Annotated in this window: 18 protein-coding genes; 13 read left to right on the forward strand and 5 right to left on the reverse strand. The window is 60.5% G+C overall.

Annotated features, from left to right (window positions below):
- Positions 1-8 precede the first annotated feature (8 nt).
- From Q8O69_RS15680 to Q8O69_RS15695, 4 genes are read left to right on the forward strand one after another with little or no spacing between them, the layout of a single operon-like run.
- Positions 9-131, forward strand: coding sequence for a GpE family phage tail protein (locus Q8O69_RS15680; RefSeq protein ID WP_305593184.1), 123 nt, complete (start codon positions 9-11; stop codon positions 129-131).
- Entirely contained in the window at positions 118-2,688 is a 2,571-nt protein-coding gene (locus Q8O69_RS15685; RefSeq protein WP_305593185.1) for a phage tail tape measure protein, read from the forward strand. The genes Q8O69_RS15680 and Q8O69_RS15685 overlap by 14 nt, the downstream gene beginning before the upstream one ends.
- 6 nt (positions 2,689-2,694) lie before the next feature.
- Complete coding sequence (locus Q8O69_RS15690; RefSeq protein ID WP_305593186.1) at positions 2,695-3,135, forward strand: phage tail protein; 441 nt, start codon at positions 2,695-2,697, stop codon at positions 3,133-3,135.
- Entirely contained in the window at positions 3,132-4,415 is a 1,284-nt protein-coding gene (locus tag Q8O69_RS15695) for a phage late control D family protein (protein WP_305593187.1), read from the forward strand. The genes Q8O69_RS15690 and Q8O69_RS15695 overlap by 4 nt, the downstream gene beginning before the upstream one ends.
- Positions 4,416-4,450: 35 nt before the next feature.
- Here the strand turns inward: Q8O69_RS15695 and Q8O69_RS15700 are convergent, their stop codons facing one another.
- The 5 genes from Q8O69_RS15700 to Q8O69_RS15720 form a co-directional block, all read right to left on the reverse strand.
- Entirely contained in the window at positions 4,451-4,636 is a 186-nt protein-coding gene (locus tag Q8O69_RS15700; RefSeq protein WP_305593188.1) for a hypothetical protein, read from the reverse strand.
- A 150-nt stretch (positions 4,637-4,786) separates the two neighbouring features.
- Positions 4,787-5,320: a hypothetical protein gene (locus Q8O69_RS15705; protein ID WP_305593189.1), complete on the reverse strand. Its 534-nt coding sequence runs from the start codon at positions 5,318-5,320 to the stop codon at positions 4,787-4,789.
- A 3-nt stretch (positions 5,321-5,323) separates the two neighbouring features.
- Positions 5,324-6,388 (reverse strand): hypothetical protein, encoded by a 1,065-nt coding sequence (locus Q8O69_RS15710; protein WP_305593190.1) that lies wholly within the window; start codon positions 6,386-6,388, stop codon positions 5,324-5,326.
- Positions 6,389-6,408: 20 nt separating this feature from the next.
- Positions 6,409-6,921: a hypothetical protein gene (locus tag Q8O69_RS15715; RefSeq protein ID WP_305593191.1), complete on the reverse strand. Its 513-nt coding sequence runs from the start codon at positions 6,919-6,921 to the stop codon at positions 6,409-6,411.
- Positions 6,922-6,972: 51 nt separating this feature from the next.
- Positions 6,973-7,332 (reverse strand): helix-turn-helix domain-containing protein, encoded by a 360-nt coding sequence (locus Q8O69_RS15720; protein ID WP_305593192.1) that lies wholly within the window; start codon positions 7,330-7,332, stop codon positions 6,973-6,975.
- An 84-nt stretch (positions 7,333-7,416) separates the two neighbouring features.
- On the opposite strand from Q8O69_RS15720, the gene Q8O69_RS15725 reads away from it, so the two are divergent.
- The 9 genes from Q8O69_RS15725 (at position 7,417) to Q8O69_RS15765 (ending at position 13,277) form a co-directional block, all read left to right on the forward strand.
- Positions 7,417-7,629 carry a DNA-binding protein gene (locus tag Q8O69_RS15725; protein ID WP_305593193.1) on the forward strand — a complete coding sequence of 71 codons (213 nt, stop codon included), beginning with the start codon at positions 7,417-7,419 and terminating at the stop codon, positions 7,627-7,629.
- Positions 7,630-7,658: 29 nt separating this feature from the next.
- Positions 7,659-8,129, forward strand: coding sequence for a YmfL family putative regulatory protein (locus Q8O69_RS15730; protein WP_305593194.1), 471 nt, complete (start codon positions 7,659-7,661; stop codon positions 8,127-8,129).
- Complete coding sequence (locus Q8O69_RS15735; protein ID WP_305593195.1) at positions 8,126-8,419, forward strand: ogr/Delta-like zinc finger family protein; 294 nt, start codon at positions 8,126-8,128, stop codon at positions 8,417-8,419. The genes Q8O69_RS15730 and Q8O69_RS15735 overlap by 4 nt, the downstream gene beginning before the upstream one ends.
- Positions 8,416-8,769: a hypothetical protein gene (locus tag Q8O69_RS15740; protein WP_305593196.1), complete on the forward strand. Its 354-nt coding sequence runs from the start codon at positions 8,416-8,418 to the stop codon at positions 8,767-8,769. Before Q8O69_RS15735 ends, Q8O69_RS15740 begins: the two co-directional genes overlap by 4 nt.
- Positions 8,770-8,835: 66 nt before the next feature.
- A complete protein-coding gene (locus Q8O69_RS15745; RefSeq protein WP_305593197.1) occupies positions 8,836-9,069 on the forward strand; it encodes a hypothetical protein in 234 nt (77 codons plus the stop codon).
- A gap of 15 nt (positions 9,070-9,084) precedes the next feature.
- The gene (locus Q8O69_RS15750; protein ID WP_305593247.1) at positions 9,085-11,796 is read left to right on the forward strand and encodes a toprim domain-containing protein; all 2,712 of its coding nucleotides are present in this window, start codon (positions 9,085-9,087) and stop codon (positions 11,794-11,796) included.
- Positions 11,797-11,847: 51 nt separating this feature from the next.
- Entirely contained in the window at positions 11,848-11,976 is a 129-nt protein-coding gene (locus tag Q8O69_RS15755; RefSeq protein ID WP_305593198.1) for a hypothetical protein, read from the forward strand.
- 53 nt (positions 11,977-12,029) lie between these two features.
- Positions 12,030-12,860, forward strand: coding sequence for a hypothetical protein (locus Q8O69_RS15760; protein ID WP_305593199.1), 831 nt, complete (start codon positions 12,030-12,032; stop codon positions 12,858-12,860).
- A gap of 57 nt (positions 12,861-12,917) precedes the next feature.
- On the forward strand, positions 12,918-13,277 hold the full coding sequence (locus Q8O69_RS15765; protein ID WP_305593200.1) for a hypothetical protein: 360 nt from the start codon (positions 12,918-12,920) through the stop codon (positions 13,275-13,277).
- Positions 13,278-13,351 lie beyond the last annotated feature (74 nt).

A 13,351-nucleotide genomic window follows, 5' to 3' on the forward strand; every position in this document is an offset into this window, starting at 1 on the left:
ACGATGCCATGGCCGACCTGGCCGTGGTGTTTCACTGGCAGCCGTCCGCCATGGACGGCCTCAGCCTCACCGAACTGATGGAATGGCGCGAACGGGCGCGGGTACGGAGCCAAAGCGATGGCAGCAAATAAGCTACAACTGCAAGTCATCCTCTCCGCCCTGGACAAAGCCACCGCCCCGCTCAAGCGCATCCAGGGCGGCAGCCTCGGTGCTGCCAAAGCCCTGAAAGAGGCCCGCGACAAGCTCAAGGAACTCAACACCCAGCAGAAGGACATCAGCGCCTGGCGCACCCAGCGCGCTGCTGCAGAGCAAACCGAACAATCCCTGGGCGCAGCGCGCGACAAGGTCAAACAGCTAAGCCGCGAGTTTGCCGCCACAGGCGCACCCACCCGGCAGATGACCCGCGACCTAAAGTCAGCCATCCGCGAGGCCACAGCGCTCAAACGCCAGCACAGTGAGCAGCAAACCCAGCTGCAAGGCCTGCGCACCAAGCTCAACGCCGCCGGCATCAGTACCCGCAACCTGGGGCAAGATGAACGCGACCTGCGCACTAAAATTGCCGCCACCAACGACGCCATCAGCGAGCAAGGCCGGCGCATGCAGCGGCTAGCCACCCAACAAAAGCGCCTGGCGTTGGCAAAGTCGCAGTACGAAAAGACGCAAGGCATGGCCGGCAACATGGCGGCGAGCGGGGCGGCAGGGCTTGCATCGGGGTATGCCATTAGTCGGCCACTCAAGGGCATCGTGGATGCCTTCGCTCCAGCTGAGGACGCAGCCACCCAGCTAAAGGCCGCCATGATGGGCAGCGACGGCAGCGTATCTGCCGAATTCCAGAAAATCACCGACCTCGCGAACAGCCTAGGCGACCGCCTGCCAGGTACCACCGCCGACTTTCAGGAAATGATGACCATGCTGCGCCGCCAGGGCCTCAGCGCGGCCAACATCCTGGGCGGTACCGGCGAAGCTGCGGCATACCTGGGCGTACAGCTGAAAATGCCCGTCATGGAAGCGGCCGAATTCGCAGCCAAGATGCAGGACGCCACACGCACCAGCGAGAAAGACATGCTCGGGCTGATGGACACTATCCAGCGCACTTACTACTTGGGTGTGGACAGCGGCAACATGCTGCAGGGCTTCAGCAAGATTTCCCCAGTCATGGGCATCATCAAGCAGCAAGGCCTGGAAGCCGCCAATACCTTGAGCCCGCTGCTCGTGATGATGGACCAGACCGGCATGGCTGGAGAGTCCGCAGGTAACGCCCTTCGCAAAGTGTTCCAGTCCGGCCTCAATATGAAGAAGGTCGCCAAAGCCAACGATGAGTTAAAGGCGCTCGGCATCAGCATGGATTTCACTGACGGCAAAGGTGAGTTCGGCGGCATGGAAAAGCTCTTTGCCCAGCTCGAAAAGCTCAAGGGTCTATCTGCTGTAAAGCGTACCAGCGTGATGAAAACCGTCTTTGGCGATGATGCTGAAACACTCTCAACCGTTGAAACGATGATGAACAAAGGCATGGCAGGCTATGAGGAAATAGCCGCCAAAATGCAGGCCCAGGCCGACCTGCGTATGCGTGTTAACGAGCAGCTCGGCACGCTCACCAACGTCATGGAAGCCGCCCAAGGCAGCTGGACGAACGCCATGGCCGAAGTTGGCGTTGCCATCGCGCCGGAACTGAAAGAGTTTGTCACCGTGCTCGGTGACGTAGCTGTAAAGGTCAAAGGCTGGGTCAAAGAAAACCCGCAACTCACGGCACAGCTCGTTAAAACCGCTGCTGGCTTTGCACTACTGCTCACTCTGGGTGGTGGTATTGCAATTATGCTGGCAAGCATCCTCGGCCCCATTGCCATGGTGCGTTATGGCATAGCCCTACTCACCATCAAAAGCCTCGGCCTGGTTACCGGCATAAAGGCCCTGGGCAGTGCGCTGCTGTGGGTAGGCAAGGCGGTGCTGCTGGTGGGCCGCGCGCTGATGCTTAACCCTATCGGCCTGGCCGTGACCGCCATCGCCGCCGCCGTGTACTTGATCTACGCCAACTGGGACAAACTCGGCCCCTACTTCGCTGGCATGTGGGCTGAGGTCAAAGCGGGCTTTTCCGGCGGCCTGGGCGGCATCCTCACCACACTGGCCAATTTCAACCCCATCGGCCTGGTCTACCGCGCGTTTGCCGAGGTGCTCAACTACCTGGGGCTGGATCTGCCCGTGCGGTTTACCGAGTTCGGCAGCATGATCGTGCGGGGCCTGGTCAACGGCCTGATGTCGGGCATGGGGCAAATCAAGTCAGCCATCACCACCCTGGGTGACTCAACCATTGGCTGGTTCAAAGAGAAGCTCGGCATCCACAGCCCATCGCGCGTGTTTGCCACCCTGGGCGGCTTCACCATGGCCGGGCTGGCCAACGGCCTGGCAGGCGGCGAAGGCGACGTGCTCAAGCAGATCGCCGGCACCGCAAAGCGCCTGGCCAGTTCCGGCGCCGACATGCTCAGCGGCAAAAGCATCAGCTTTGACAGCCGCCCGCCTATCTCGGCGTCTGCTGGCGGCATGGTTATCCAGGGCGATACCAACCACTTCCAGATCCACGCTACGCCTGGCACTGACGTTGCCGGCCTGCAGCGGATGATCAACCAGATGCTCGATGAGCGTGAACGCAACAAAGCCACCCGTATTCGCTCACGCCTTGGCGACCTGGAGTAAAGCACCATGATGATGGCCCTCGGCATGTTCGTGTTCAGCCTGCACACCCTCGCCTACCAGGAGCTGCAGCGCCAAACCGACTGGCGCCACCCCAGCAGCAGCCGCGTGGGCACCAACCCCGCGCTGCAGTTTGCCGGTCGAGGTGACGACGCAATCACCATGCCCGGCATCATTCTGCCAGAGCTGGCCGGTAGCCCTATCAGCCTGGACGCCCTGCGCATGATGGCCGACACCGGCAAAGCCTGGCCCCTGGTCGAAGGCACTGGGCGCATCCTGGGCATTTGGGTGATCGAGAGCGTAAGCGAGACCCGCACCCTGTTTTTCCCGGACGGTACCGCGCGGCGCATCGAGTTCAGCATCAGCCTCAAGCGCGTCGATGACGGCAAGGTCGACATGCTCGGCGCCGCCATCGGCACCGGCGCCAACATCCTCCGGGCCGTGCTGTGAGTGCCGCAGTACTAGCCGCTGGCAAGGCAGCTATCGCCGATGTTATCGGCGTGGTGCGCGATGCTGGCAAGCGCCTGCTGGGTGACAACAACTACCCAGCCGCCATTTACCGCCTCACCGTCGACGGTACCGATATCGCCCAACTCATCAGCCCCCGGCTGATGAGCATGAACCTCACGGACAACCGCGGCATTGAGGCCGACACGCTCGACATCAGCCTCAGCGACCACGACGGCCTGCTCAGCATCCCGCCCAAGGGCGCCGTGCTGCGCCTCTGGCTGGGCTGGGCAGACACTGGCCTGGTCGACAAAGGCACCTACACCGTGGACGAAACCGAGCACAGCGGCGCGCCCGACGTGCTCAACATCCGCGCCCGCAGCGCCGATCTGCGTAAAGGGCTGAAAACCAAACGGGAAACCAGCTGGGCCAACACCACCCTGGGCGCCGTGCTGCAAACCATCGCCAGCCGCAACCAGCTCACCGCCCGCATCAGTGCCGCCCTGACTGCCTTGCCCATCCTGCAGCTGGACCAGGCCAACGAGTCCGACGCCAACATCCTTACCCGCCTAGGTGAGGAGTTCGACGCGGTGGCCACCGTCAAAGCCGGCTGCCTGCTGTGCATCCCGGCCGGCAAATCGCAAACCCCCAGCGGCCTCAGCCTGCCGCATGTCACCCTTACCCGGGCGGACGGTGATGGCCACCGCTACCTGCAGGCCGACCGCGACAGTTACGACGGTGTGCGCGCCTACTTCTACGACATCAACAGCGCCAAAAAGCAGGAAGCCATTGCCGGCGGCGGCGAGAACCTCAAGGATCTGCGCCACAGCTACAGCGACCGCGAATCCGCACTGCGCGCAGCCAGGGCCGAATGGAACCGCCTGCAACGCGGTACCGCCACACTCAGCTACACCCTGGCCAGAGGCCGCCCCGACCTGATACCGGAACTGACCTACACCCTGGTGGGAGTCAAAGCGGAGATAGACGCCATCATCTGGCACGGCGGCAACGTGCAGCACAGCCTCACGGCGGATGCCGGCTACATCACCAGCCTAGAGCTGGAGAGCCAGCTGCCTGAAGACACCGTCGACGGCTTGTACGAGGAAGGGGCTGCCAACTACACCGGGATAATCGCCTACTACCGCGACGCCAAATCAGGCACCCAGAAAGCCATCACCGCAGGCGACCAGGCCAAACCCCGCCGGCTAACCCACCTCTACGCCAGCAAGGCCAGCGCGCAGCGGGCGGTGGATCGAGAGTGGCAGCGGCTGCAGGCCAACTAGAAACAAGAAGGCCCCTAATTTGGGGCCTTCTAGTGTTAATCAGCTGGCAAGCGCATAACCAACGCCTCCATCATTCTAATCATCATCAACCGCTCAGGCCCTTCGAGCTGGCGGTAGAACCTCAATACAAGCCACTCCTCTGGCGTCATGCTATCCATCATGGGCTGCGCAACCCTCCCCCCTGGTTGATCGCCTACAGCCTCAAGAACTTCGGTCTTCATCTGCATACTCCGTTATTGGCAGTGAGTCTCTGACCATACCGCCAACTTTCAGAATGCAAGCCCCCTCTGGAGTCGTACTTGCAGCCGGCTAAAGCCTTTCTCAAGGCAATAAAAAAGGGCACCCCAAGGTGCCCTATTTAATCGTCCAGATTACTTGTCAGACTTGGGGCCCAGGGAGCCCAGCTTCTTAGCCAGCTGTTTACTTCTGCTGCTGCGCTCAAACACCGTGCTCTTGAAGTTCGAGATTTCCCGCCACTCATGGAGGATCAGGAAGAAGCTCGAAACACTAATCCCCAAACTCAGGCCGGTGAAAACCGTTACAGCATGGTAGACGCTCCAGCTAGTTGGCGAAAACCACAGGCCAAAGGCAATGGTAATGGCCGACAGCATGTAAAAGATCAGCGCAATCTGGACTTGCCGAACCTTCTCAGAAACGGTGACCCTGATCCGACGGCGCTCACTTCCTGAAAGCCCTTTTGTTTCCCGGATGCTGTTCAGATTCACCCACAGCTGAATAGCGAAACCCATTGGCAACAGAAAAACGGTTAGAAGGCCCCACTGCACGACAGGGGGCGTTGTCTGATCAAATGACGAAACAATGTAGTGAGCAAGCAGCGCGCCCATAGCGGCGGACAACACCACTGCTAGCACCCCTAAACCTGTCCAACCACCTTGATTTTTCATCACTTACTCTTCTGCATTCTGCTCTGGGTCGACATCGCCTTGGCGAAGCTTACTGACCAGCCAACCGTGCATTTTATGGTATAGGACACCCTCATCAAGGAGTCCATTATCCAACTTTGAGACCGATATCGGGCCAGATAGTTTGAGGTCATTGCCCTTGATCTCACCACCGCCATTCAGGGAGATCCTGACGTCGGCCTCGTCGACATGCCGCAACGAGGTCGCGATGTTATCAAGCATCTGCTGGCCCATCTTCGTCGTCTGACGAACGTAGGTAATTTCCAGACTGACCTTGAGGTTGGCCTCATCCAAGTCATCCTCCAGATCCAGCCGGTTAAACCAGTCAGCACCCAGAGCAGCCTTGATCACATCACCAGCAAACCCGGTAGGGAAGAAGCGAACGCGGCGAGCATCTATGCCTTGTTCTTCCTCAGCGGCTGCAGCGGCGGGCTGTGCAACCCTTTCCCCTTCGGGCACAACCTCAGCAGTGGTCACGGGCGAACCAACCTCGATCTTCTTCACCGGTGACCGGGCCACCCGCTCAAATGTTTCTTGGGATGGCTGATCCTGCAGGATGATAGAGGTTCCGACTGCAACCCCACCGAAGCTACCGATCAGCCACCCCAGATGCGCCTCCAGCTCACGCGAGCGCAAAGCACTCGATTGCAGCACCACAAGATGGTTTTCAAAAACGCCGAAGTACAGGAAAGAGTCGACGAACTCTTTACGGTGCTGCTCGCGCTCAGCAGGAGCCTCGATATTGTTCAGCGCTTCATTGGTTAGCGCATCAAGGGCATAAGACTCAGCTTCATCATTCAGCGTGATATACGCCTGGCTACGCCCAGGCTCGAAGTAAATCATCTGGCAAAAAAGCATGCCGTTGTAATCACGCTTATGGTTCACCACCCGGAAGCTGTTGGTGTCGGCGCTGACTATTTCTTTGCGATGCCCAACTTTATGTGCCGGACTACCTTCGGCAAAAACCCGGCCGAGAATCTCTTGCAGATTGCCGCCACCGCTGATGACGGCACGCTTGTAGTGGATTGTTTTCGATACCGTCTCTGCCATTGTTTTCCCTTCCTATTGTTTTACAGACGGCCAGGACGCGCCCTGACATCAAGAACCTGGTTAGTCGCTGGGTTTAAGTCGCACTCGTAGATATGGCCCTGGTAGGCACCAAAGCCGTTCTGGAACTCGATCTTGTCGCCGATGAAGGTGACCGTGCCCTGCTCCTGGTTCAGCCAGCGGAAGTGGCTGAACTTCGGTTCGAGCATGCCGTCGGTCCAACGCACGCTGAACTTCGCCAGGCTCTCAATAGGGTCATCGCAATACACGCCTGCTGAAATGGAGTGCTTATCTCCCCAGCACTGCAGATCCTTGCGGCAGGTAGCGTCGTCGACTTTTGGCGCGGCTGCTGTCTCTTCCTTGTCATCACCGCCCGAGCACGCCTTGAATGCGATGGCAATGATCACCACCAAGCCAACAAGCCCTATGAGCTGCTCCTTGGCAGAGACGCCAGGGTTAGCGACGCCGCAGTTTGGGCAGACTTTCGCGCTGGTATCGACTTGATGCTTGCAGGACTTGCAGGGTTTCAGGGCCACTGAATCGCTCCTTGATCGTGTTGATGGAATCCTTGGTTGCCCCGGGCGGGCTTAGCGTTTGCCGACCTGGTAGTTGCCGGCCATTGCCGACATGGCGGTCACAATTTTGGTAACGCCAGCGCGGTCTTCGGTAGGGAGTTGGCGGTAGTTGTCGAGGAGGACGGATTCATCGGGAGAGATGCTGTCAGTTGATCTAGGCGTAACGAAGCCTGTCACCACATACAAAACATCTACGCCAAGCTCAGAAGCCCTAGCCAGAACAGACGCACCGATATCACTCGTCCCGCCCTCATATCCGGCCAACGTCCGCTTGGATATGCCGAGAAGACGGGCGAAATCGTCCTGGATAAACCCCAGCTGCTTACGCTCAAGCTGCAGCCGGTTGCCTATCGCGTCCTTTGAAAGATGCAATATTTTTCATCTCCGCTATTTACAAATGCAGAAACGTGCATCATTCTTTGCTCGTCATCACACGAAAGCGCACGAATTTGCACTATGCCGAACTCATACCCAACAGAGCAAGCCTGCCAAGACGCACGCAACCGCCTCGCTGCCGTAGGTATTTCAGCTAAGGACTGGGCAGAGCGGAACAAACTCAACCCCTCCACCGTTTACGCCGTGCTCAACGGACAGAAGAAATGCCTGCGTGGCGAAGCACACCGGGCAGCTGTCCTGCTCGGCATCAAAGACGGCGTAGTCGCACAGTAGTGCGGCGGGCTCAAGGGGAAAACGAGAACATGAAACGCCCAATTCTTGACAGCCGCCGCAAGGTCATCAGCGCCGTTATCTGTGCCTACCCAGGTGGCCGCGAATGCGCCGCCGCCCGCCTGGGCCTGGAGTTGAAGAAGTTCGATAACCAGGCCTACGAAAGCGCCGGCCACCGCCCGCTGGCAGATGAGCAAGTGCACCTGCTTGAGCAGGACGCTGGCACCACCTTCCTGCCGGACTACCTCAGCGGCCTGTATGGCGGTGTGTTTGTGCCCATGCCGGAAGCCACCGAGCTGGACAACGTAGACCTCTACATCCGCTCGCTGCACACCGACGTCAAGAAGGGTGCCGTAGACCAGATCATCGCCAAGGCCCTGGACGATGGGAGCATCAGCCCCGACGAGCTGGCCAACATCATCGAAGCCCACCGCCAGCACATTGCCGCCCGGCATTCCGAAGTGCAGGCCGTGGTGACGCTGCACACGGAGGTTAAAGCGTGAGCGTTTACAAACTCGTTTGCCCCGCCTGCAGCAAGCCCATGCGCATTCGTACCAGCGATGGGCAAACCCCTTGTTTCCGCTCGATCTACTACCAGTGCACCGACCTGGTGTGCGGCGCGACCTTCACCGGCTCGATGACCATCGACTTCGAGCTGAGCCCATCGGGTGTTGAACGCCCGTTGATCAAGCTGCCCGTAGCACCGGCCGTAGAGCGCATGAACGCCATGCGCAACCTGCGCGACAAAGACGCCCAACCAGACCTGCTCGACCAGTTGGAGGCAACCGCATGAACACCCCTACGCCCTTTACCACCCAGGCTCAGGACGATTACCGCAGCACCATGCAGGCGGTAGCCGAGGCGTATGTGCAGCGTCACAAGGCGGAACACCTGGACGAAAGCACGCTGTTTGAGCGCACCTGCCAGCACCTGGTTAACGCCAACCAGGTGCCCATATTCATGGCTGAGCGGCTCGCGTACCTGGCCATGAGCAAAACCACCCCGGCATGCGTAACCGTGGGCTGGGATTTGGCAAGCGGGCCGGATAAGACAGTGCTGATCGACATTCGTGACGGCATCGTCCATGCGGTGCCAAGCCGCATTCTGCCCCACCGCTTTCTCTCTCAAGTAACCCCCAACTAACCCTTAAAACCACCAGCTCACGCTGTGGGTATGGGGATGTTTTGCCCGCGAAACGAGGAGGTAGCCATGCAAACCGCCGTTGCCATCCAGTTGGACATGCCGAAAGACATGGCCGAGGCCTGGCTAGCCAGCCTGCGCGCAGAGCTGCGCCTGGGCATGACACAGCACTGGTACGACGACCGCTACCGCACCGTGCCGGAAGGCTTTCGCAGCAAACGCATCCTCGATGACTACCCGGCCCTCGCCGGCCACAAACGCACGATTGGCGCTCTGAAAGCCGCCCTCGACGCCAACCAGTAAGGCAAAACCATGTCGATGCAAGAAAAAATCAGGGGTCAGGTGCTGCGCCGTATCGAAGACGACTTCGGCCTGCAGCACATGAGCGGCACCAACTACATGCGCAAGGGCGTTTGCCCGGCACCCCGCTGCGGTAAAAAGACCCTCTACACCTTCCACGACTCGCCCTGGATGCTGATCTGCGGCCGTCCGGAGAAGTGCGGCCACCGCGTACACGTTAAGGAGCTGTACAGCGACCTGTTCAACGACTGGAGCGAGCAGGCCCCATCCACCGCCGAAAACCCGACAGCCACCGCCCGCGCCTACCTGGAAATGGCGCGGGGCTTTCGCCTGGAGCTGATCGAGGGCTGGTACAGCCAGGAGAACTTCTGGAGCCGCGAGGCCACGGCCGGCAGCGCGACCATCCGCTTCGCACTGGAAAAAGGCGGTTACTGGGAACGCCTGATCGACCGGCCTGAGCGCTTCGGCAAGCAGAAGGCCCGCTTCAAGCCGGGCGAAAGCTACAAGGGCGTCTGGTGGTGCCCGCCCACACTCGACCTGCTGGCAGTGGACGAGCTGTGGATTGTTGAGGGCATTTTCGACGCCATCGCCCTAATGCATAACAGCATCGCTGCGGTGTCCATGATGAGCAGCGCGCCGCTGCCTATTGAATCCCTCAAGGCCCTGCAGAAACGCTGCCAGGAAGCCGACAAGCGCCTGCCGCGCCTGGTGTGGGCGCTGGATAACGAGCCAGTAGCAAAGGCCAACATGCGCCGCTGGGCGAAAGAGGCCCGCGCCCTGGGCTTCAAGTGCGAAGCGGCTGTCATCCCGCAGCGCGGCGGCAAGAAAACCGACTGGAATGACCTGCACCAGCGCTGGGCATTTATCGAAGGCGACGACGTACGCGCCGAGCGCATCGCGCAGGATCTCAATGAGGCCCGCCACCAGGGCGCGCTACTGCTGGCCGAGTCTGCCGAGGAAAAGGGCCTGCTCATGTACGAGTGGGACGAGCACAAAGAATTCCACTTTGCCTTTCGCTCGCGCCTGTATTGGTTCCGCCTGGATCTGGAGAAGTACGACCGCGCCACGCGCGAGCTGGAAAACGACGAAAGCGGCGAAGCGGCGCTGCTCAACGACAAGCAGCGCCGCGACAAGGCCCTGCGCCAGGCAGGCTCGGTGGTGCGCATCGGCAACTGCTACTTCGATGCCCTCTACTACATGCGCAACGACCAGACGGACGAGGCCTGGTATTACTTCCGTGTAGAGCGCCCTGATGCCCCGACCATCAAAAGCACCTTCACCTCGGCTCAAATCTCGTCGGCGCCGGAGTTCAAGAAGCGCCTGTTGAACGTGTGTAACGGTGCCATGTTCACCGGTACGCCGCAGCAGCTGGAGCGCATGCTTGGCCTGCAACTCGACAGGCTGAAAACCGTTAATACCATCGACTGGATCGGCTACAGCCGCGAGCACGGGGCCTACGTGTTCAACGACCTGGCCATCGCCGGCGGCAAGGTCTACAAGCGCAACGAGGAGGACTTCTTCGATATCGGTCGGCTGAGCGTCAAGTCGCAAAGCCTCTCCCCGGTGCTGCACATCAACCCAGACCTCAATACCTACAACGAGGGCTGGTTCGAGCTGTTCTGGCGCTGCTTTGGCGTGCGCGGCGTGGTGGTGCTCACCTGGTGGCTAGGCGCGCTGAATGCTGAGCAGATCCGCCAGTTGCACAAGTCCTACCTGTTCCTGGAACTGATCGGCGAGGCCGGTTCCGGTAAAACCACCCTGGTGGAGCTGCTCTGGAAGCTCACCGGCCGTACCGAATACGAAGGCTTCGACCCCTCCAAGGCCACGCCGGCCAGCCGCGCACGTAACTTCGCCCAGGTGGGCAACCTGCCGGTGGTGCTGATCGAATCCGAGCGCGAGCAGAAGGAAGGCGCGCCGGTTAAGCACTTCGACTGGGACGAACTGAAAACCGCCTACAACGGCCGCAGCGTTCGCTCCACTGGCGTGAAGAACAACGGCAACGACACCCGCGAACCGCCGTTCCGTGGCGCGCTGATGATTGCGCAGAACAACGCTGTGAACGCCTCCGAGCCGATCCTGCAGCGCCTTGGCCATGTTCACCTGACCCGCGAGCACCAAACGCCCGAAACCAAGCTAATTGCTGAGCAGCTGGAGCGCATGCCGGTGGAGCAGATCAGCGGCTTCTTGGTCAAGGCGCTGCAGTGCGAACCAGACATCATCAAGCTGATCGACGAGCGTACATCCGGCTATGAGCAGCAGCTGCTCACCCGCCCGGGTATCCGCACCGTGCGTATCGCTAAAAACCACGCCCAGCTGCGCAGCCTGGTGGATGCCCTTGCGCTGGTGGTGCCGCTTGGCCCAGAGCGCGCCGCCCAGGTGCATGAGGAAATCGGCCGCATGGCCGAGGAACGCCAGCAGGCAATCAACGCCGACCATCCAACCGTGCGCGAATTCTGGGACCTCTACGAGTTCCTCGACGGCATGAGCGAAGACGGTGCCCTCAACCACTCGCGCAAGCAGGGCTATATCGCCGTGAACCTCAATGAGTTCGTGGAAATGGCCGCCAACAAACGCCAGCAGATCCCGGCGCTCAGCGAGTTAAAGCGCCTGCTCAAAACCAGCAAGTCACCCAAGTTTCTGGAGTCGAACAAATCCGTGAATTCCGGCCGGCAGACCGACGCCTTCAACAAGCCGAAAACCGTCCGCTGCTGGTTGTTCCAGCAGGTGTGACAACCCGCCAAGGCGCGGCAACGCCAAGGCACAACCCCAAGGAGAAGCACCATGCAAACCGACCACCAACCAACAGCTCGCGAAACCGCGCTCACCCTGGCCGGCAGTGCCATCGCCCTGGTGGCGCTGCTCGCCCTGGCCAACGTAGCGCCCGACCTGCTGCTCGGCCTTCTGCACTAACCCGACACCAGGCGCGGCAACGCCTGGACACCCACTACCCAAGGAGAAGCACCATGCAAAAGCAAAACCCAAAATGGCTGGAACTGTTCATCACCGCGTTCGGCGCGCAGGGCCTGATCGCCCTGGCCTGGTGGCTGGGCAGCCTGCACGCCTCGCGCATTCGTGCGGCGCGTGGCAGTTACCCAATCCTGAACATCACCGGCGGGCCGGGTACCGGCAAATCTGGCCTGATCGGCGCTCTTTGGTGGCTGTTGGGCGAGTCGGACGGTAAGTCGATCAGCGTAACCCGCACTACCAAGGCAGGCCTGGCCCACACCTTGTTCACGCCTATCGACTGGCCGGTAGTAATCGACGAATGCTGGGATGGTATGAGCGAAAACGATGCAGATCGTATCGACTGGGACGCGCTCAAGGCCTGTTATTCCGGCACCACCATGGCCCGCCTAACGTCAGCTGACAAAACCACCCAGGAAACACGCTTCCAGGGTGCCTTGGTCATCATGGGCGGTCCTTTGACCAACGAAGCGCTGTGTCAACGCACTGTCAACGTTGAGCTAACCCACAACGGCCACAGCGAAGAAACCCGCGCAGCTATCGCCTCGCTTAGCCAGCTCACCTGGGCGGAACTGGGTGAATTCAAAACCGCAGCAAAGCGCCACCGCGCCCAGGTACTCAACCTGATGCACCGGATGGAGGCGAAGTTCGTCGACTGCCTGCTCGATGACACCGGGCACAACCTTATGCAGCGCGCCGCCACCAACCATGCCCAGCTGCGCGTGATGCTCGACGCCCTGGGCGACCTCTACGCCGTCCCCGAAGCCCAACTCCAGCAAGCCCACGCCCTGGTGCACCAGATGGCCTGGAGCTGCTGCTCGCCTCGCTGATCACCCATCGCCCAGGCGCGGCAACGCCTGGGCAACCCGAAGCAAAGGAGAAGCACCATGCTCAGCCCCAGCACTAAACGAATATTGGCCGTATTGGATGAAGAAGAAGCCCAGCGCCCAGCCATCCGCGCCGCCGGACTTGCCGCCCTGGTACGCCTGCTGCCCGTAGCACAGCGCGACTCAGGCCAAAGCGGCGTAGTCGCCCGCTTCCTGCTCAGTCTCTACAACGGCACGGCCTACCCCTTCCCCCTGACCGACCTGCGCAAGCTCGACACCGCGCTCTACCAGGACTGCATAGCAGTGCTGCACCTGGACAACCGGCCCGAGCACGAAGTGCACACCTATGTCGTCAACGGCGACGCGATCTGGGATGGCTTCAAAAAGGTCTGGCGCGCCTGGCACGCCCAATACAACTGACACCGGCCAAGCCGGAAAAAAGATGGCCCCGGTGGGCGGCAACCCACCAGGGCCGGACCAACCCCAAGGAGAAG

This window comes from Pseudomonas sp., from assembly GCF_030690725.1.
Classification (GTDB): Bacteria; Pseudomonadota; Gammaproteobacteria; order Pseudomonadales; family Pseudomonadaceae; genus Aquipseudomonas.